The 19,391-nt window shown below is 42.9% G+C and carries 16 protein-coding genes; 12 read left to right on the plus strand and 4 right to left on the minus strand.

Features of this window, described 5'->3' with window-relative positions; genetic code table 11:
* Positions 1-249 precede the first annotated feature (249 nt).
* Entirely contained in the window at positions 250-5,292 is a 5,043-nt protein-coding gene (locus BDE36_RS19885; protein ID WP_141816251.1) for a translocation/assembly module TamB domain-containing protein, read from the plus strand.
* Positions 5,285-7,579: a translocation and assembly module lipoprotein TamL gene (tamL, locus tag BDE36_RS19890; protein WP_141816252.1), complete on the plus strand. Its 2,295-nt coding sequence runs from the start codon at positions 5,285-5,287 to the stop codon at positions 7,577-7,579. The genes BDE36_RS19885 and tamL overlap by 8 nt, the downstream gene beginning before the upstream one ends.
* Positions 7,580-7,682: 103 nt before the next feature.
* Here the strand turns inward: tamL and BDE36_RS19895 are convergent, their stop codons facing one another.
* Complete coding sequence (locus BDE36_RS19895; protein ID WP_141816253.1) at positions 7,683-8,027, minus strand: hypothetical protein; 345 nt, start codon at positions 8,025-8,027, stop codon at positions 7,683-7,685.
* Between the two features lie 165 nt (positions 8,028-8,192).
* Complete coding sequence (locus BDE36_RS19900; protein ID WP_141816254.1) at positions 8,193-8,726, minus strand: sigma-70 family RNA polymerase sigma factor; 534 nt, start codon at positions 8,724-8,726, stop codon at positions 8,193-8,195.
* A gap of 143 nt (positions 8,727-8,869) precedes the next feature.
* Here BDE36_RS19900 and mdh point away from each other — a divergent pair, with 143 nt between their 5' ends.
* Genes mdh through BDE36_RS19915 form a run of 3 tightly spaced genes read left to right on the plus strand, consistent with a single transcriptional unit; the run spans position 8,870 to position 10,753 of the window.
* Complete coding sequence (mdh, locus tag BDE36_RS19905; RefSeq protein WP_128768547.1) at positions 8,870-9,799, plus strand: malate dehydrogenase; 930 nt, start codon at positions 8,870-8,872, stop codon at positions 9,797-9,799.
* Positions 9,800-9,845: 46 nt separating this feature from the next.
* Positions 9,846-10,289: a retropepsin-like aspartic protease gene (locus BDE36_RS19910; protein ID WP_128768548.1), complete on the plus strand. Its 444-nt coding sequence runs from the start codon at positions 9,846-9,848 to the stop codon at positions 10,287-10,289.
* A gap of 47 nt (positions 10,290-10,336) precedes the next feature.
* Positions 10,337-10,753 (plus strand): group III truncated hemoglobin, encoded by a 417-nt coding sequence (locus tag BDE36_RS19915; protein ID WP_128768549.1) that lies wholly within the window; start codon positions 10,337-10,339, stop codon positions 10,751-10,753.
* Between the two features lie 19 nt (positions 10,754-10,772).
* On the opposite strand, the gene gyrB is transcribed toward BDE36_RS19915, so the two are convergent.
* The gene (gene gyrB / locus BDE36_RS19920) at positions 10,773-12,731 is read right to left on the minus strand and encodes a DNA topoisomerase (ATP-hydrolyzing) subunit B (protein ID WP_128768550.1); all 1,959 of its coding nucleotides are present in this window, start codon (positions 12,729-12,731) and stop codon (positions 10,773-10,775) included.
* 198 nt (positions 12,732-12,929) lie between these two features.
* On the opposite strand from gyrB, the gene BDE36_RS19925 reads away from it, so the two are divergent.
* Together BDE36_RS19925 and BDE36_RS19930 are read left to right on the plus strand one after the other, a co-directional pair.
* Positions 12,930-13,529, plus strand: a complete 600-nt coding sequence (locus tag BDE36_RS19925) for an OmpH/Skp family outer membrane protein (protein WP_141816255.1) — start codon at positions 12,930-12,932, stop codon at positions 13,527-13,529.
* Between the two features lie 163 nt (positions 13,530-13,692).
* Positions 13,693-14,166 (plus strand): nucleoside deaminase, encoded by a 474-nt coding sequence (locus BDE36_RS19930; protein WP_141816256.1) that lies wholly within the window; start codon positions 13,693-13,695, stop codon positions 14,164-14,166.
* Here BDE36_RS19930 and BDE36_RS19935 read toward each other — a convergent pair.
* Positions 14,163-14,585: an RNA-binding S4 domain-containing protein gene (locus tag BDE36_RS19935; RefSeq protein ID WP_128768553.1), complete on the minus strand. Its 423-nt coding sequence runs from the start codon at positions 14,583-14,585 to the stop codon at positions 14,163-14,165. The two genes, BDE36_RS19930 and BDE36_RS19935, sit on opposite strands and share 4 nt — an antisense overlap.
* 104 nt (positions 14,586-14,689) lie before the next feature.
* On the opposite strand from BDE36_RS19935, the gene BDE36_RS19940 reads away from it, so the two are divergent.
* The 5 genes from BDE36_RS19940 to BDE36_RS19960 all read left to right on the plus strand — a co-directional run bounded on the left by BDE36_RS19940 (position 14,690) and on the right by BDE36_RS19960 (position 19,334).
* Positions 14,690-15,508 (plus strand): 2,3,4,5-tetrahydropyridine-2,6-dicarboxylate N-succinyltransferase, encoded by an 819-nt coding sequence (locus BDE36_RS19940; RefSeq protein ID WP_128768554.1) that lies wholly within the window; start codon positions 14,690-14,692, stop codon positions 15,506-15,508.
* Positions 15,508-16,506 (plus strand): glycosyltransferase family 9 protein, encoded by a 999-nt coding sequence (locus tag BDE36_RS19945; RefSeq protein ID WP_141816257.1) that lies wholly within the window; start codon positions 15,508-15,510, stop codon positions 16,504-16,506. Before BDE36_RS19940 ends, BDE36_RS19945 begins: the two co-directional genes overlap by 1 nt.
* Positions 16,496-17,059, plus strand: coding sequence for an L-threonylcarbamoyladenylate synthase (locus tag BDE36_RS19950; RefSeq protein WP_128768556.1), 564 nt, complete (start codon positions 16,496-16,498; stop codon positions 17,057-17,059). The genes BDE36_RS19945 and BDE36_RS19950 overlap by 11 nt, the downstream gene beginning before the upstream one ends.
* Before the next feature lie 132 nt (positions 17,060-17,191).
* A complete protein-coding gene (locus tag BDE36_RS19955; RefSeq protein WP_128768557.1) occupies positions 17,192-18,607 on the plus strand; it encodes a CCA tRNA nucleotidyltransferase in 1,416 nt (471 codons plus the stop codon).
* 76 nt (positions 18,608-18,683) lie between these two features.
* Positions 18,684-19,334: an IS1096 element passenger TnpR family protein gene (locus tag BDE36_RS19960; RefSeq protein WP_128768558.1), complete on the plus strand. Its 651-nt coding sequence runs from the start codon at positions 18,684-18,686 to the stop codon at positions 19,332-19,334.
* Positions 19,335-19,391: the final 57 nt, after the last annotated feature.

Consider the following 19,391-nt stretch of genomic DNA (forward strand, 5'->3'; position numbering starts at 1 on the left):
CCTTATCTCAAACTGCCGAAAAGTATCCCGTCATCGGGCTTGACAGACAGCACTTCTCCCTTCTACACGAATATTGTGGCGTCGAATTGTAACGAAACAAGCGTTTTTTGTTTTCGCATTACAGGAGCCAAACAGCCTGAGGAGATTGTTCTTTTCGTATACCAAAGGATATATCCACACAAAAAAGACAAGAAAGGCAAACATTTCTCTGCTTTTTGAAATTTACACTATGGATAAAAACAACAACTCTTGAGAAGATACGGCACCCTCACCTTAAAAATTATTCTTTGGATTATTGGGATCATTATTTTCCTGGTACTTCTGCTTTTTGTGTTGATACGAATTCCGTCTGTACAAAATTGGGCGCGATCAAAAGCCGTAAATTATCTCGAAGAAAAAATCGGAACGAAGGTTGAAATAAACAGGATCAGTCTGAACCTTCCAAAGCTAATCGTACTGGAAGACATTTATTTCGAGGACCAGCAGCGCGACACGTTACTGGCCGGGGATACCCTCAAAGTCGACGTGAGCTTATTAAAGCTCTTAGATAACACACTTGAAATCAACGAAATTGATTTACGTGGCATTACTGCAAACATACATAGAAATGCAGATAGCGTATTCAATTTCGACTATATTCTTAAATCCTTTGCCGGCGAACAGAAGAAAGAACCAAAACCTGAAGATACCACTTCAACAATGAAGTTCTCCATCGACAAAATTAATCTTGACCGCATCAGGATCGGCTATAAAGATGCTCCGTCAGCCAACGATGTCAGCTTTTTTCTTGGCCACTTTGATACGAGGATAAAAGAGTTTGACCTGGATAAGATGAAGTTTAATGTTCCGAAGATAACAATGGCAAACGTGAACGCGCGTGTTATTCAGGGCAAACCAGCTGTTGAACCGAAGTCCATGGAGCAACATGAGGCCGAAAGTAATGAGCCCATTAATATAGACCTGAAGTTCGGCACGCTCGACCTGTCAGGAATAAAGGTATTTTATCAAAACGACATTTCGGCGATGAAGGCTGATGTAAATTTGGGAAAGCTGGAAGTCGAATCGGATAAGCTGGATCTGAAGAATCAGAGCATAAGTCTGAATAACCTCGATTTGAGTAACTCGGAAATTCTTTTCCAGCTGGGCAAAAAAGCAGAGGCAAAGGTTGTGGCTAAAGAAGCCGGAAAGGCTGCTGAAGCGACTGCAAACAACTGGAAGTTCACAGCTAAGGAAATAAACCTTGACAACAACAACATTCGCTTTGATAACTTCAATATGCCGGTCTTAAAGAGGGGAATGGACTTCGCTCACATGGATATAAAGCAGCTGAACCTGAATGGGGAGGACCTTGTTTACGGCATAGATACTATCTCAGGTAAAATCAAATCGGGAAGCTTTAAGGAAAAGAGCGGTTTTGACCTGCGCAGGTTCGAGACCTCCTTTTTTTATGGTAGTAAGGAAGCTTATCTGAATGATCTGGATATTGAAACCTCTGTTACAAGGATAAGAGATAATATCAGGATCTCTTATCCTTCTATCGAGAGCATCTCTACAAATTTAGGTGAGCTTGGTATTGATGCCAATCTTAAAGAAACGAGAATCGGATTTAAAGATATCCTCATACTGGCTCCGGCACTTGCAAATACGGTTCCGCTAAAAGGTCATGCCGACGCGGTACTAAACATAAACGGACGGATAAAAGGCAAAATAAAGAATCTCGAAATACCCAATCTTGAAATATCAGGACTGGGAGGAACCAAAATTAAAGCTTCTGCTAAAACCAGAGGGCTGCCCGATATGAATAAGGCCTGGCTGGACATCAACATTGACAATTTCAGCACTCGCCGGGCAGACATACTTGCGCTGGTGCCCCGCGGTACAGTACCTTCAAACATCAGCATTCCCGAAGCGATCCGCCTGCAGGGGAAATTTACCGGCAGTATGAAAAATTTCAATACCGACCTCAATCTGAGTTCCAGCTACGGAAGCATGAAAACGATTGCTTCATACGATGCGCGCGTTAAGGGAGGAGAACGGTACAAGGCCAATCTGAGGATTTTTAACTTCAATGTCGGACGACTTATCAAAAACGACAGTATCGGAAGGATCACGCTTGCGGCAAACGTTGTAGGTGTCGGCACTAATCCGAAAACAATGAGAGCCCGGGCGGTTGGAAAGTTGATTAAAGCAGAGTTTAACGGATATACATACCGGAATTTAAACATCGACGGAACCGCAAATCGCGGAACAATGAGTGCTAAAGCAAACATGGCCGATCCCAACCTTCATTTTAACATGAATGCCAGTGCTAATATGTCTAAAAAATATCCGGCGGTTAAGCTTAACCTTAACCTGGATAGTGTTAACCTGCAAAAGTTAAATCTTATGAAGGACGATCTGCGCTTTCACGGAAAGCTCGTTGCGGACCTTCCTACCGCAGATCCCGATTACCTCAATGGGTCCGTCACACTTAGTAATGCATTGATCGCAAAAGACGGCGAAAGGTTTTCTCTTGATAGTGTCAGTATCGTATCGACTGCAAACGCCGACAGTAACAGCTTAAAGTTACGCTCGGAGATCATGTCGGCAAATATACAGGGAAAGTACAAACTCACACAAATCGGTATAGCGATGCAGGATCTGATCAGCAAGTACTTCTCAACCACCACTAAAAAGCAAGCTGTGAAGTACGATCCTCAATATTTTACCTTTAATGCGAGGATTGTAAATGCACCCATTTTCCGGCAGTTTGCACCGGACCTGAAAGAGCTGGCCACTATTGTTCTGAATGGCAACTTTGACAGCAGGAATCAACAACTGGCTGTAAACGGATCGATCCCACGCATACTATATGGTACCAACGATCTGAACAACCTTCAGCTAAAAGTGAATACTGCAGACACTGCAATAAACTATTCAGTTACTCTAGACCGCATTAACACGGGCTCAATTCAACTACTCTCAACAAGCATTGCCGGCAATGTTCAGAATAATACTATTTACACCGCGATTCAAACGAAGGACAAAGAAAACAAGATCGACTATCGTATCGCGGGAGCGCTTAAGGCTTTAGAAGATGCTTATCAGTTTAGCCTCAACCCTACCGGGCTTCTGCTGAACCATACCCGCTGGACTGTGAGTAATGATAATGCAATTCAGTTTGGAGCGAAAGGAATTCAGGCAACCAACTTTGTACTGTCGAACGCAAATCAGCAACTGAGCATCAATACAAGCCCTCCTGGTCTAAATAATCCGCTTTTAGTCGATTTCCGGAATTTCCAGATAGAAACACTCACGAACATTGTAAAGCAGGACTCCCTGCTTGTTGGAGGGACTATAAACGGTAATGCTGCGGTTCGGAACTTTGAAGACTCCCCTGTCTTTACATCCGACCTGAATATCAGCAACTTTAGCTTCAGGGGAGATACTGTTGGTAATATAGCTGTCAAGGTAAACAACGAACAGGCAAATACTTTTGCAGCAAACGTAAACATAACAGGCCAGGGCAACCAGGTTGATCTTACAGGATTTTATTATACCAATAACAGCAGCTTCGACCTCGATCTGAACATCGGTAACCTGAGCATGAAAAGTATCGAGGGCTTTGCAATGGGAAGCATCAGGCAGGCTAAAGGTAATCTTCAGGGAAAGCTTGATATTACAGGCACAACGAATGCACCGGCCATTCGGGGCGGAATAGGATTTAAGGACGTTGCCTTTAATGTAACGATGCTAAACTCCTATTTCAGAATTCAGGATGCAGCTCAGATTAGTTTCAACGATGAGGGCATCAGGCTGAGTGATTTTTCGCTGATAGACTCTGCTAATAACAAGGCCTCGCTTAATGGAATGGTCTATACCAAAACATATACCGATTTCCGCTTCGACCTGAGGCTTAATGCAAGCAACTTCAGGGTAATTAATTCTACCGGACTCGATAACGACCTTTTTTATGGAAAACTATATATCGATACCCGCCTCGGCATTAAGGGAACGATGACTTCTCCTGTGGTAGACGGATCGCTAAAAATTGATCCGAACACAGATTTCACGATCGTACTTCCAAGCAACGACCCTTCTATTGAAGAAAGGGAAGGCATCGTTGAGTTTGTCGACAAGGATAATCCACAGCTTTCTAAGGTCTTTAAAGACCCGGCCGATACATTAAATAAATCGGCGATCACAGGAATGGACGTTTCCGTGAACATCGAACTTGATAAGGAAGCCCAAATTAATGTGCTGGTCGATCCGGCAAACGGCGATATGCTACGGATGAAGGGAGCAGCCCAGCTCACTGCAGGAATAGATCCAAGCGGAAAGGTTAACCTCACAGGCAACCTTACGGTAGAAGAAGGATCTTACGACCTTAGCCTGAGTTTCCTTAAAAGAAGGTTTGAAATTAAAAAGGGCAGCTCGCTTACCTGGAGCGGCGAACCATTAATGGCAACAGCGGATGTAACAGCCGTTTACGTAGCCAATACTGCACCTATCGACCTCGTGGAGGCCCAATTAGGCAGCGAACCACAAACGACTCTTAACACCTATAAGCAAAAACTGCCGTTCAATATCAACCTGATGTTGCGTGGAGAACTGATGAAGCCCAATATTTCTTTTGACATTGTTCTTCCGGAAGATAATTACACCGTCTCTTCTGATATTATCAGCAATGTGAACGGACGTTTGACTCAACTACGCAACGACCCTTCGGAGCTTAATAAACAGGTATTTGCAGTGCTTCTGCTTGGAAGATTCGTTTCAGAGAATCCTTTTCAAAGCAGTGCCGGAGGAGGAGGCCTTGAATCGACAGCACGGCAAAGTGTCAGCAGGGTACTATCCGATCAGCTAAATAACCTTGCGGGAGATATGATCGGCGGGGTACAGCTGGAGTTTGATCTGCAATCGACCGACGACTATACCACCGGGGAGAGAGCTAACCGGACAGATTTGAATGTGGGATTGTCTAAAAGACTCCTTAATGACCGTCTGAAAGTAACTGTTGGTAGTAATTTTGAACTGGAAGGCCCACGCCAGCAAAACGCTAAAACCAGCAATATTGCAGGGGATATTCAGGTAGAATACCAGTTATCTAAAAACGGAAGATATCTGCTCCGGGCCTATCAGAAAAACCAGTATCAGGTTGCCCTGCAGGGACAGGTTATTGAAACGGGAGTTGGTTTTGTTATTACCATGGACTATAACAAGTTCAGAGAAATATTTGGTAAATCAAGAGAAGAAAAAAGGCGTCAAAGAGCCCGGAAATCAGCGAAAGAAACGACAAAAGGGAATGAATAGAATTTATATAAAGTATATTTTATTATTGTTTACATCGCTGTTGATGGCATGTAATGTCACTAAGAATGTACCTCAGGGAGACTATCTTTATACGGGGGCGAAAGTTAAAATAGAGGACAAGGACATCAAAAGGAAGGAGAAAAAGATTCTTGAACCGGATCTGAACAGCATTCTCCGACCCAAGCCTAACACATCTATATTAGGATTGAGGCCAAAGCTATGGATCTATAATATTACTAAAACTGCGAAAAAAGGGCCTCGCAAATGGATTAAGAAATGGGGTGAGCCACCGGTTCTTTTTAGCTCTGTTAAGGTAGATTACAACCGCGACCTGATTGTTAACAGGCTTGAAAACAAAGGTTTTTTCAGGGCGATGGCTACCTCTGATACCAGCATCCGCGGAAGAAAAGCATCGCTCACTTACCCTACTACTGCGGGTCCGCGATATTTAATTCGAAGCGTTAATTTCACCACCGATAGCTCCGATCTTGGAAGAGCAGTATCCGCAACTGCCGAAAATACGATACTGAAAAAAGGTGACAGTTATGATCTGGACCTAATCAAAGCAGAACGCGAACGTATTGACGCAAACCTTAAAGAGAAAGGGTTTTATTACTTTAGTCCCGAGAATCTGATTATCCAGGTAGACAGTACCAGCGAACGCCATAGGGTGGATCTTTACATGAACATTAAACAGTCTACGGCGGAAAAAGCCCGGGATATATACAAGATTAACCACATTTACATATATCCGAATTTCAAGCTCAGAGATACAATAAAAGGCAGAACCCCTGCGCCAATAAAATACAAGGACTTCTACATTATAGACCGCACAAAGATGTTTAAGCCGCAGGTGTTTGAACGTACGATGTTCTTTCACGAAGGAGATATTTATAACCGCACGGATCACAATCTTTCTTTAAGCCGGATAATGAGCCTCGGCACTTTTAAGTTCGTAAAGAATCAGTTTGAAGAACCGGACAGTTCCAGAGCGCTGCTCGATGCGTACTACTATCTTACTCCCTACACTAAAAAGTCGATCAGGGCTGAAGTAACGGGCACAACCAATTCGGCAAACTTTACGGGTTCTGAATTTACGTTAAGCTGGAGAAACAGGAACGCTTTCAAAGGTGCGGAACTCCTCACCGTTTCTGCCTATATTGGCACGGATGTGCAGGTGTCGGGAAATAACAGCGGAACCGCTTATGGCAACAAAATATTGCGCTATGGAGCAGAGGTAAATTTAGGTATCCCGCGATTTATTACCCCCTTTAAAGTAAGTTCAAACAGCGCCTTTATCCCCCGTACCAATATAACTTTAGGATACGACTTTCTAAACAGGGAAGGTAGCTATACGCTTAATTCCTTCCGTACATCCCTGGGTTATTCATGGAAAGAGAGTTTAGAGAAAGAACACAGATTAACAGTATTGGGGGTCACATATGTGCAACCATCCAGAGTCTCTACGGAATATGACAGTCTTTCTAAAGCGAACCCGATGTACAAACATGCTATTGACAAACAGTTTACCTTTGGCCCTACTTATAATTTCAACTATACAAACACACATAAGACTTATAAGACCAATACGTTCTACTTTAATGGCAATCTGGATCTTTCGGGAAACATAGTGGGCCTGATCTCAGGTGCAAACCGCGAGAAGGAAAAGGAGCTCTTTGGAACAGCTTATTCTCAATATATCAGAACCGAACTTGATTTCAGGTATTACCGGAAGCTGGGACTAAACTCGCAGTGGGCAAACAGGGTTATTTTTGGATATGGTTATGCCTACGGAAACTCCAGATCGCTGCCGTTTACGAAACAGTTCTTTATCGGAGGAACGAACAGCGTCAGAGCATTCCGCGCAAGGTCTTTAGGGCCGGGCCGGTACAGGGATGAAAACCTGGGCAACGACAATGTGCTCGCCGCCGATCAGTCGGGCGATATTAAAGTTGAAATGAACTCCGAATTCAGACCAAAACTGTTCAGCATTGTACGAGGAGCACTTTTCGTGGATGCAGGAAATGTTTGGCTGTTGAATAACGACCCGGACCGCCCGGGGGCTAAGTTCACTAAAAACTTCATGAAAGAGCTGGCTGTTGGTACGGGCGCCGGAATCCGTATCGATGCATCCATTCTGGTACTGCGGCTTGACGTGGCTTTCCCGATCCGAAAACCATGGCTTGCTGATGGTGAGCAATGGGTTATTGATGATATCAACTTTGGAAGCAAGGCATGGAGAAAAGACAACCTGGTTTATAACTTAGCCATAGGATATCCGTTTTAATGTTCTATGCCAGAACATATCCTGTAAGACGTTCGTCTTTTCGAAATTGATTCGTGTTGAAGTGTGTTTAAGCCGATTCTACCAGGAATCGTCCTGTCGGTAATTATTTGAAGTAGAAATAAAGGCTAACAGCAAAAAAAAGCAGGAAAAATAATAATCCAATTATAGCATACCGTGCATTGAGAGAAGTCAAGGGAATAGGACTCCTCTGTTGTTTTTTTTCTTGCGCCTTGATATTGTTCGTTAGCTTATGCCAGGCTGCCCGGGTATCAACCTTAAAGTTTTCAGGATAGTCCTTTGTTTTATCCCATATTTCCTGGAGTTCTTTAAGCAGATCAGTCCGGGCAGGATCACGATCAAGCCACTCTAACAAATCATTTGTTTCATCCAGCGATAGTTCGTTAGATAAATATCTGTTCATCAGATTCCAGTACTTTTCTTCTCCCATTATATTTAGGCAATAATTAACTGAGCCAGGTACAATACATCCAGTAAATCACTTAGAGGGGTATCATCTTCAAGACACCTGGCAATTGCTTCGTCTATGATCTGTTCATCCATATTTTGTCGTTTTATAGTAATACATCCTGCCTTTATTTTACCCCTATCCGGATTACAAAAAAACATCAGCGAAAAATATAAAAACGACTAAAAGATACTCCTTTAAATACCTGAAGGCCTTTGTCATCTGGCTCTCTACCGTTTTAACTGAAATATCAAGACGTTCGGCTATTTGTTTGTAACATAATTGCTCATAGCGGCTCAGTAAGAAAACCAACCTGGAGGGCTCAGGAAGCGACTTAACCGCCACTTCTACCAGATGACTTTCCTTAAGAGCAGGTGAACGCCCGATAAACCCGACTCCCGAGCCTGGTTCGCGACGAATCTGACTGGAGGGTTTAATAGCATTTCTATATAGTTTAATATAATTAACAGAATGATCAATAGTGCTTTGAAATAAATGAGCTTTAAGCGTAGAACTTACTCTTAATGAGTCTCTTCTCTCCCATAATTTATAGAATACATCCTGCACAATATCTTCGGCTATGTCTTTATCCTGCACAATACGATAAGCTGTTGCGCACAGCGGCTGATAGTTCACCTCGAAAAGTGCCTCAAAGCCCGAAATATCAAGTAATAAAGGCATTGTCTTTCTTCTATGTTTAATCCCTTGTAATACAGACGTAACGGCATTTAAGAACGATACAAATAGAAAAAGAATTTTATTAGTAAGGCCTTTTTTCTATATTGCGCGCATTTAATAAATTATTATTTAAACCCACAAAATAAATGAAAGTTACAGTAGTTGGAGCAGGAGCAGTAGGTGCTACCTGTGCAGACAATATCGCCAGAAAAGAACTAGCCCAGGAACTTGTATTATTAGATATCAGAGAAGGTTTTGCTGAAGGTAAGGCAATTGACATGATGCAGACTTCTGCATTACTTGGATTCGACACCAAAGTTAAAGGTGTTACCAGTGATTACGCTGCTACAGCTGGATCTGATGTAGTTGTCATTACTTCAGGACTTCCACGTAAGCCCGGGATGACCCGTGAGGAACTTATCGGAACAAACGCAGGTATCGTTAAATCGGTTACCGAAAATATCCTGAAACATTCTCCCAATACGATCATTGTTGTTGTATCTAATCCAATGGATACCATGACTTACCTTACTCTTAAAACTTCAGGTCTCCCTAAAAACCGCATTATCGGAATGGGCGGAGCTTTAGATTCATCACGTTTCAAATATTACCTGAGCCAGGAATTAGGCTGTTCTCCTGCCGACCTTAACGCTGTTGTTATTGGTGGCCACGGTGACACTACTATGATTCCTTTAATTAACCACGCTACATGGAACAGTGTTCCTGTAACTGAGTTCTTAAGCAAAGAAAAACAGGATGAGATCGTTGCTGCTACAATGGTAGGCGGAGCAACATTAACTAAACTGATTGGTACTTCCGCATGGTATGCACCTGGCGCAGGTACTGCAATGCTTGTTGAAAGTATCCTCAGAGATGAGAAAAAACTAGTTCCTTGCTGCGTTGCTCTTGACGGTGAGTACGGACAGAGTGATATCGCCATTGGTGTTCCTGTTGTGCTTGGCAAGAACGGCTGGGAAAAAATCGTTGATATTAAACTTAATGACGAAGAGCAGGCTGCATTTGCTAAAAGTGCTGAGGCTGTTCGCAGCATGAACAGTGTATTAGAACTTGCTTAATTCTATACTATTTAACTCTTCGGATTACGAAGATTAAAAAAATTGAATGATAGAAGTTTCTTTAGAAATTTTAAATCTGCACGACGACGGCTTCCACCCTTTAGTGGAAGTCGTTGCTTTTAACAGGCTGTTTAAAGCGGTGGTTGATACTGGCGCCTCGCGTACTGTACTGGATAAAACTACCATTGAGGCTTATATTGACACGGATACCCTTCTGTTGACTGATAAACTATCTACCGGCCTGGGTACCGATTCGATGGAAAGTTATACTATCAGAATCCCAGAGCTGTCTATCGGCGATCTCAGGATCTTTGACTTTGAGGCAGCAGTTCTTGATCTTTCTACAATTAATACTGCATATGAAAAAATGGAAATTACCCCTGTAATAGGAGTAATTGGCGGAGATATTCTTATGAAATATTCTGCGATCATAAACTATCGCGACCAGAAACTATCTTTTTGCCTGCCAGCACTGGATCCGGTCATCTGAATAGAATAACAACGGCTTCTGCTTTCAGGAAGTTTAAACATTACGCTATGGAAAGAGATATTGAATCACGACAGGATATCGAATTACTTGTTAACACCTTTTACGCCAAAGTAAAAGAAGATGATCTTATAGGATACATTTTCGAAGACATTGCAAAGGTAAACTGGGATCTTCACCTGCCTAAGATGTACGATTTCTGGGAAACCATTCTTTTTGGTCAGAAAGGGTTTAAGGGCAACCCCATGGAAGTACATTTTAAGTTAAACATGATACATCCTTTAGAAGCCGAGCACTTTGACCGATGGAAGGAGCTGTTTAATGAGTCTGTTGACGAACTCTTCTCTGGGCCGTTTGCCACCCTTGCAAAACAGAAGGCCGAATCTATCGCCGGGCTGATGTTATTTAAGATGAAAGGTGGGATACTAAACAGGCCAGGAAGTTCTTCCCGGCCTGATAAATTATAGTAACATAAGATATGTTATCTTAAACGTCTATACGTGCATATTTTGCGTTCCGTTCTATAAAGTCGCGCCTTGGTGCTACTTCGTCGCCCATAAGCATAGAGAATATATGATCGCACTGCGCTGCATTTTCGATAGTAGCTTGCCGCATTGTTCTGGTCTCAGGGTTCATAGTGGTATCCCAGAGCTGTTCGGCGTTCATCTCACCCAGACCTTTGTATCGTTGAATGTGAACACTGTCTTCTTTCCCTGCCCCTTTAAGCTTCTGAACCGCAGCATCGCGCTCAACTTCGTTCCACGCATAAACCTGTTCCTTTCCCTTTTTAACAAGATATAAGGGAGGGGCAGCAATATAAATGTATCCGAACTCTATAAGCTCCTTCATGTAACGGAAGAAGAAGGTAAGGATAAGCGTCGTAATATGCGATCCGTCGACGTCAGCATCGGTCATGATCACTATCTTATGATAACGCAGCTTATCAAGATTAAGCGCTTTATCATCTTCCGCAGTCCCGATACTTACACCCAACGCTGTAAAAATATTTTTGATTTCTTCGTTTTCGTAAATCTTGTGCTCCATTGCTTTCTCCACGTTAAGGATCTTACCTCTTAACGGAAGTATTGCCTGAAAATAACGGTTACGGCCCTGTTTGGCAGTACCACCTGCCGAGTCACCCTCGACAAGGAACAATTCGCATTTTGCAGGGTCCTTATCAGAGCAGTCAGCCAGTTTACCCGGAAGACCAGAGCCTCCCATAACAGTTTTACGCTGTACCATTTCCCTCGCCTTGCGTGCCGCTGCACGTGCAGTGGCGGCCAGAATGACCTTATTAACAATCATTCGTGCCTCTTTGGGGTTTTCCTCGAGATAATTACCCAGGATCTCACCCACAGCGACATCAACAGCGCCTATTACCTCATTATTACCCAGCTTGGTTTTTGTTTGTCCCTCGAATTGAGGCTCCTGTACTTTTACAGAGATCACCGCTGTTAACCCCTCACGGAAGTCATCACCGGCTATTTCTATTTTCACATTCTTAAGCAGCCCTGACTTTTCAGCGTATGCTTTCAATGTACGGGTAAGCCCTCTTCTAAATCCGGCTACGTGTGTTCCTCCCTCAATTGTATTAATATTATTCACATAGGAGTGGACATTTTCAGTATATGTATCATTATACTGCATCGCAAGCTCTACCGGGACACCCTGCTTGGTACCTTCGACATAGATGGGCTCAGGAATAAGCGGGGTTCGGGTACCATCAAGATATCTTACAAACTCCTTTAGTCCTCCCTCTGAATAAAACTCCTCTTTCAAGTAGCTTCCGTTTTCCGCCACTTCCCTCTCGTCGGTAAGCGACAAGCGAATGCCTTTGTTAAGGAACGCCAATTCGCGGAGACGAATAGCAAGGGTTTCAAATTTATACTCCCGTGTAAGCTGAAAGATTTCAGGATCGGGCAGGAAGGTTTGAATTGTTCCTGTGCGCTCACTTTCGCCAATAACCTTCACATCGAACAATGGTTTACCCCGCTCATATTCCTGGGTGAAGATCTTTCCTTCGCGGTGAACCACAGTGGTAAGATGTATGGACAGTGCGTTTACGCAGGATACCCCAACTCCGTGCAGCCCCCCGGAAACCTTGTATGTATCCTTATCGAACTTTCCGCCGGCATGGAGGACGGTCATTACTACTTCCAGTGCCGATTTCTTTTCCTTTTGGTGCATGCCGGTGGGGATACCGCGGCCATTATCTTCAACTGTAATAGAATTATCCGTGTGGATGGTTACTTTAATATCAGAACAATACCCTGCAAGGGCCTCGTCGATGGAGTTATCTACCACTTCATAAACAAGGTGATGCAATCCCTTGACACCAACATCACCGATATACATGGCCGGACGTTTACGTACCGCCTCCAAGCCTTCTAAAACCTGTATGTTTTCTGCTGAATAATTACTCTTGTCGTTCTTTTCTTCGCTCATAGTTTGTTTAAAAGCAATAGCTTCAAATTTAACGATTTTTAGCCGCATTTCAGGTAAACTGTTGAGAAAAACAGCGTTTGTGAAGCACTTTATAATAGAGTCGTTACAACTTCGAGCATATGCTTTGCCTCTATTGTATACTCAAACCTAAAGATTATATTTGCGTTAAATTTAAATAGTAAAAGAATTCTTACGTCAATGAACATATCATTCAAATCAATGTCTAAGCTCGCTGCCGGCCTTCTAATGGCAGCAGTTGTAGTTTCATGTAACAACAATAAGGAAAAGGCTAACGATAGCACTCCAGCCGCTGCTGCGGCAGAAGCAAAAGCTGACAAGATCGTTTTTGTAAACTCTGATTCACTGGTAAACAACTACGATTATTTTAAAGAAATAAAATCGAAGCTGGAGGTAAAATCTAAAAATGCACAACAGGACCTTTCGTCAAAAGGAAATGCATTTCAGAGAGAAGTTGCCGAGTATCAACAAAAGGCAAAGGACATGAGTGCTGATGAGCGTGCCTCTACTGAACAACGCCTTGCACGTAAACAACAGGAACTGGCTGCATTTAATCAGAATGCAAGCTCCGCTCTGGCAAATGAATCGGCTGCAGAAAATGAAAAATTGTACGACAAGGTTGCCGAGTATCTTAAAACATACGCAAAGCAAAAAGGATACAAGATGGTTCTTACCTATTCTAAAAGCAATCCTTCGCTCCTTTTCGCCGATGAAAGCCTTGATGTAACGCAAGACGTTGTTAAAGGGTTAAACGAAGCATATAAGAAAGATAAAAAATAGGATTAGTTAAAAAGTCCGTTAAAGAATAAAAGGCTGCAGGAACAACGTCTGCAGCCTTTTATTCTTTAAGCGTACGCCTGCCTCCCTAGAGCCGGCAGACTTTCAACTTTCAACTTTCAACTTTCAACTTGATACCTGATACTTGTTACCTGATACTAAAAACATGACGGAGCACGAAAAGTACATGAGCCTGGCAATCGCCCTTTCTGAAAATAACATACAAGAGGGATCAGGCGGCCCGTTCGGGGCGGTGATCGCAAAAGACGGAGAAATAATTGCCCAGAGCGCTAATACTGTTCTTTCAACTAATGACCCTACCGGTCATGCAGAGGTATCTGCCATACGTTTAGCTGCGAAAGCGCTTAACTCGTTCGACCTTAGCGGCTGTGTTATTTACACTAGCTGCGAACCCTGTCCGATGTGTCTTGGCGCTATTTACTGGGCGCGGATCTCTAAGATCTATTATGGGAATACGAGAACCGATGCCGAAGAAATAGGATTTGATGACAAGTTTATATATAACGAGCTGAGTTTGCCTGCTGAAAAAAGGCAGCTCCCTTCCGAACAGATCCTACATAGTGAATCTTTATCGGTGTTCAGAAAGTGGCAGCTATCAGAAGATAAAAAGCACTATTAATCTTCCTCATTCTCCCAGAATCCCCTCTTCTCCTGTTCGTTATCTAAAAGATCATCTATTTCGCGACGATCTTTTTTTGTGGGGCGCCCCGTCCCTCTGTCGCGGCTTAGCGCAGGAGCGTGAAAAGACGACTTAAATTTGAATGTATCCTCTTCCGGGGTAATATCCTCATAAAAAGTAACGGCAGTTTTAGCATCGGTACGGTTGAAAGAAAGTCCTGTCACTCTTATCTGCTTTCTCTCGATGCCTTTTGAAACGTGGTACACCTCGCCTATCTTCACCTCATACGATGGTTTGATATTTTGTCCGTTAAGTTTTACGCGACCAGCTTTACAAGCTTCGGTGGCAAGCGTACGGGTCTTAAACACACGTATCGCCCATAAATATTTATCGATTCTTAGTTTTTCCTTGTCAGCCATAACCACTCCAAAGTTCACAATTTACAGGCAGCGTGGTGCCTATAATTCCTAATAATGATAAAAGTCATCAAAAAACCTTTATTTTGCTAAAAAAATATTATTAAATGATTGCTCAACTACAAAAACAAATTGAAGAAGCCTGGGGGGACCGTAATCTCCTTAACTTTAGTGAATATGCTAACGCCATTCAGACTGTTATCCTCATGCTGGATAAAGGTGAGTTACGGGTAGCCGATCCTGTGGCCGGAGGATGGCATGTTAATGAGTGGATTAAAAAGGCTGTAATCCTGTACTTCCCTCTCAGACATATGAAAGAGATCGAAGTAGGCCCGTTTGTATTTCACGACAAGATGAAGCTCAAAACCAATTATAAAGAGTTGGGCGTGCGTGTAGTACCACATGGTATTGCACGATATGGCGCTTTTCTTGCTAAAGGGGTGATTATGATGCCGTCGTATGTAAATATCGGCGCCTATGTAGATGAGGGTACCATGGTGGATACCTGGGCTACAGTGGGCTCCTGCGCCCAGGTAGGGAAAAATGTACACCTGAGCGGAGGTGTAGGGATTGGAGGCGTCCTTGAACCCGTTCAGGCTGCTCCTGTGATTATTGAAGATAACTGCTTTATTGGTTCAAGAGCTATTGTAGTAGAAGGAGTGCGGGTTGAGAGAGAAGCGGTAATTGGTGCCGGAGTAGTTCTTACAGGATCAACAAAAATTATAGACGTGACAGGGAGCGAACCGATTGAATACAAAGGCCGTGTTCCTGCCCGCTCAGTTGTAATTCCTGGTTCTTATACCAAGAAGTTTGCAGCAGGCGACTATCAGGTTCCTTGTGCCCTGATCATTGGAACCAGAAAAGAATCAACAGATAAAAAAACATCTTTAAATGATGCGTTGCGCGAACATAATGTTGCCGTTTAATGCATAAGTTCCTCATTATACAAACTGCTTTTATCGGCGACGTCGTTTTAGCAACGGCTGTCGCCGAAGATCTGAAGCTGCATTTTCCGGAGGCACGTATTGACATGCTTCTTCGTAAAGGTAATGAATCACTTCTGAGCGATCATCCTTTTATCGGGAAGGTTTGGATATGGAATAAAAAAAAGAATAAGCTAAGGAACCTGTTCAAGCTTGCAAAAGAAATCCGCAGGGAAGAATATGACGATGTTATCAATCTTCAGCGATTCTTCTCTTCGGGTCTTTTAACAGTGCTGTCGGGAGCTAAAACAAAAAGAGGGTTTAATAAAAATCCTCTTTCTGCTTTTTTTGACATTAAGCGAGATCACATCATGACAAAAGACGGGCTTCTGCATGAGACTGAACGGAACAAACAGCTTATTGACGATATTGTAGGATCATCGATAGCCAGGCCACGCTTGTACCCCAGTGAAATTGATTATGAGAAAGTAAAGCACCTTAAGCAGAACCCCTATATTTGCTGTGCCCCGGCTTCCGTTTGGCATACAAAACAATACCCCAAATCACATTGGATTTCTTTTATTAATGCAGTTCCCGCGGAGATAGATGTTTATCTCCTGGGCGGCCCGGGCGACCAGAAACTTTGCCAGGAGATTATTTCAGGCTCCGCTCATTTAAAGGCTCGCGACCTTTCTGGTTCTCTTTCTTTTCTTGAATCCGCCGCCTTAATGAAAGGTGCTCTTATGAACTATGTAAATGATTCGGCACCTATGCATTTTGCTTCTGCTGTAAATGCGCCGGTTACGGCCATCTATTGTTCAACCGTAACAAATTTCGGATTTGGCCCTTTATCTGATAAAAAACATGTCGTTGAAATTGACTACGACCTCTACTGCCGTCCCTGCGGCTTGCATGGCTACAAATCCTGCCCTCAGAAGCACTTTAAATGTGCCCATGATATTCCACATAACCGACTTATAGAAATATTAAATGAACGCTGATATAGTAAATGCACTTGAAGTACTGAACGCCGGAGGACTGATTCTTTATCCAACTGATACCATTTGGGGTATCGGCTGCGACGCTACAAATGAGAAAGCTGTCGAACGAATATTCAAGCTAAAAGGCAGGGACGCTGGAAAAAGCCTCATCGTACTCCTCGACAACGAGAACAAGCTAGAACGCTACGTGAAAGAAGTTCCGGCCCTTGCTTACGATCTGATTGAATATTCCGAAAAACCGTTAACGATCATCTATTCGCAGGCAACGAACCTGGCTTCTAATGTAATTCATGCCGATGGAAGCGTAGGAATCCGCATTCCAAAACATCCTTTCTGCCAGCAACTTATTCAGCGTTTTCGCAAGCCAATTGTCTCTACCTCCGCTAATTTAAGTGGCGAAAAATCGCCGTCCAATTTCCTCGATATTGCACAGGAGATCATAGAGGGCGTTGATTACGTTGTAAACTTCGAACAGGATGATACCAGCCCTAAAACCCCATCCACCATTATGAAACTGGAGCCTGACGGAAAATTCGTATTTATAAGAAGGTGAGCTGCTGGATTCTAAAATACGGATGCTGCATTACGTTTCCCCAGGCTGGCACTCGTCCATTAAATAAAATAAGCTAAATGCGTTTTAGGCTTCATCATTTAGCTAATTCCATTATTTTTGCAAGTCAGGGTTATGGAACATTACCTTCAACATGCGGTATTTAAAAAACTTGGTAAACTTGCTGATGAGGCAGGTGTACCTATTTATGTGATAGGCGGCTTTGTAAGAGACATCTTTCTGGACCGGCCTTCGAAGGATATAGACATCCTTGTTGTAGGTAATGGAATCGAATTCGCTGAAAGGGCTGCTAATGCCCTTAAATGTCAGCTTTCGGTGTTCCGGAACTTTGGGACCGCAATGCTGCGGTATAAGGACGTTGAAATAGAATTCGTAGGTGCCCGTAAAGAATCTTACAGATCGCACTCCAGAAAACCGATAGTGGAAAACGGAACGCTTGAAGATGATCAAAAACGAAGGGACTTCACCATCAATGCGATGGCCATTTCGCTAAACAAGGAGCATTATGGCCAGCTGATAGATCCTTTTGACGGGATAAAAGATCTGGAAGACCGTCTTATCCGAACTCCATTAGACCCTTTGGAAACTTTTTCCGATGATCCGCTAAGGATGATGAGGGCAATCAGATTTGCATCGCAGTTAAGTTTTAAGATTGATGAGACGGCTTTGGAGGCTATCTCTAATAATAAACAACGCATTTCTATCGTATCGGAAGAAAGAATAAGCGATGAACTGAATAAAATCCTTCTCTCACCCTTACCCTCTGTGGGTTTCAATTACCTATTTGATACAGGCCTGCTTCATCTTATTTTCCCGCAGATGACTGAATTGTATGGCGTAGAGTACATTAATGGCAAAGGACATAAGGACAACTTCTATCATACGCTCGAAGTTCTTGATAACATTGCCCTGTACAGCAACGACCTTTGGCTGAGATGGGCGGCGGTTCTGCATGACATCGCCAAACCAGCTACAAAACGTTTTGATGAAAAGCAGGGATGGACATTCCATGGCCATGAGGACCGGGGAGCGCGCATGGTTCCTAAGATATTCGCACAGCTTAAACTCCCGCTGAATGAAAAGATGAAGTTTGTTCAAAAAATGGTACAACTTCATCTTCGACCGATTGTACTTGCACAGGACGTAGTGACAGATTCGGCAGTACGAAGATTATTATTCGATGCCGGAGAGGATATCGAAGCCCTGATGATGCTCTGCCATGCCGATGTTACTACGAAGAACGAATACAAAAAGAAAAAGTACCGACAGAACTTCGAACTTGTAAAACAGAAATTAAAAGACGTTGAAGAACGCGACCAAATCCGTAACTGGCAGCCTCCTGTTTCAGGAAACGACATCATGAACGCTTTTGGTATAAAGGCAGGAAGAGAAGTTGGTATCATTAAAAACCAGATAAGGGAGGCTATTCTGGAAGGAGAGATCAAAAACACAAGGGAAGAAGCTGTAGGTTTTATGATTGAAAAAGGGAAAAAGTTAGGCCTACGGCCGGTGAATGATATAAATAATTAATTTTCAAACTTTCTTAAAAAAAAGACGTTATTGTTACGCCAATTTTTTTTTATTTCGCATATAATTAAGATCAAGCATGGCTATTTACAGGTTCAGAGTTTCTTTTGAAGATTATGATGATGTTGTACGGGATATTGATATCAAATCAACTCAAACATTTGAGGATCTGCATCTTGCTATCCATAAAAGCACAGGATACAACCCTGAGCAATCCTCGTCTTTCTACGTCAGCAATGATCAATGGATAAAGGGCGACGAGATAGCATATCTGCCCAACCAGCGAAAAATCGACCGGGGAGTAACCCTCATGACGGGAACTAAGCTCAATAGATTTATTGAAGACCCTCATCAGAAGTTTTATTATACCTACAATTTTGATCGTCCTTTTGACTTTCACATAGAACTCATTAAGATATTGGATGAAGAAGCCAATAAGGAATATCCTTCTCTGGCCCGCTCTGTAGGAGAAGCTCCAAAACCAGCAGGAGCTGTTGTGGCTCCGGCGGTCGCTTCAACTGAAGACACCGAAGAATATGACTTTCTTAACGAGACTGAATACGGAGTAGGAGATGAAGATACAGAAGACATGGAAACTGTTGCCTCTGTAGACGAACTGGATGCTCCCGTAGACGTTGAAGAAGAAGAGGAAAAAGAAGAATTCATGGATGAATTCTCTGACAACGACAACTTCGAAAGTGACGAATATTCCAATAAGGACGATTATTGACGTCTCACAAATACTAACAGCCTTTCGCTTAATAAATAAGTATTAAGCGAAAGCCGT

Origin of the sequence: Arcticibacter tournemirensis (assembly GCF_006716645.1) — a bacterium.
GTDB classification, from domain to species: Bacteria; Bacteroidota; Bacteroidia; order Sphingobacteriales; family Sphingobacteriaceae; genus Arcticibacter; species Arcticibacter tournemirensis.

Bases quoted from the DNA above. Each gene is read 5' to 3' on its own strand.
- tamL (WP_141816252.1), top strand. From the start codon at position 5,285: ATGAATAGAATTTATATAAAGTATATTTTATTATTGTTTACATCGCTG.
- BDE36_RS19895 (WP_141816253.1), bottom strand. From the start codon at position 8,027: ATGGGAGAAGAAAAGTACTGGAATCTGATGAACAGATATTTATCTAAC.
- BDE36_RS19900 (WP_141816254.1), bottom strand. From the start codon at position 8,726: ATGCCTTTATTACTTGATATTTCGGGCTTTGAGGCACTTTTCGAGGTG.
- mdh (WP_128768547.1), top strand. From the start codon at position 8,870: ATGAAAGTTACAGTAGTTGGAGCAGGAGCAGTAGGTGCTACCTGTGCA.
- BDE36_RS19910 (WP_128768548.1), top strand. From the start codon at position 9,846: ATGATAGAAGTTTCTTTAGAAATTTTAAATCTGCACGACGACGGCTTC.
- BDE36_RS19915 (WP_128768549.1), top strand. From the start codon at position 10,337: ATGGAAAGAGATATTGAATCACGACAGGATATCGAATTACTTGTTAAC.
- gyrB (WP_128768550.1), bottom strand. From the start codon at position 12,731: ATGAGCGAAGAAAAGAACGACAAGAGTAATTATTCAGCAGAAAACATA.
- BDE36_RS19925 (WP_141816255.1), top strand. From the start codon at position 12,930: ATGAACATATCATTCAAATCAATGTCTAAGCTCGCTGCCGGCCTTCTA.
- BDE36_RS19930 (WP_141816256.1), top strand. From the start codon at position 13,693: ATGACGGAGCACGAAAAGTACATGAGCCTGGCAATCGCCCTTTCTGAA.
- BDE36_RS19935 (WP_128768553.1), bottom strand. From the start codon at position 14,585: ATGGCTGACAAGGAAAAACTAAGAATCGATAAATATTTATGGGCGATA.
- BDE36_RS19940 (WP_128768554.1), top strand. From the start codon at position 14,690: ATGATTGCTCAACTACAAAAACAAATTGAAGAAGCCTGGGGGGACCGT.
- BDE36_RS19945 (WP_141816257.1), top strand. From the start codon at position 15,508: ATGCATAAGTTCCTCATTATACAAACTGCTTTTATCGGCGACGTCGTT.
- BDE36_RS19950 (WP_128768556.1), top strand. From the start codon at position 16,496: ATGAACGCTGATATAGTAAATGCACTTGAAGTACTGAACGCCGGAGGA.
- BDE36_RS19955 (WP_128768557.1), top strand. From the start codon at position 17,192: ATGGAACATTACCTTCAACATGCGGTATTTAAAAAACTTGGTAAACTT.
- BDE36_RS19960 (WP_128768558.1), top strand. From the start codon at position 18,684: ATGGCTATTTACAGGTTCAGAGTTTCTTTTGAAGATTATGATGATGTT.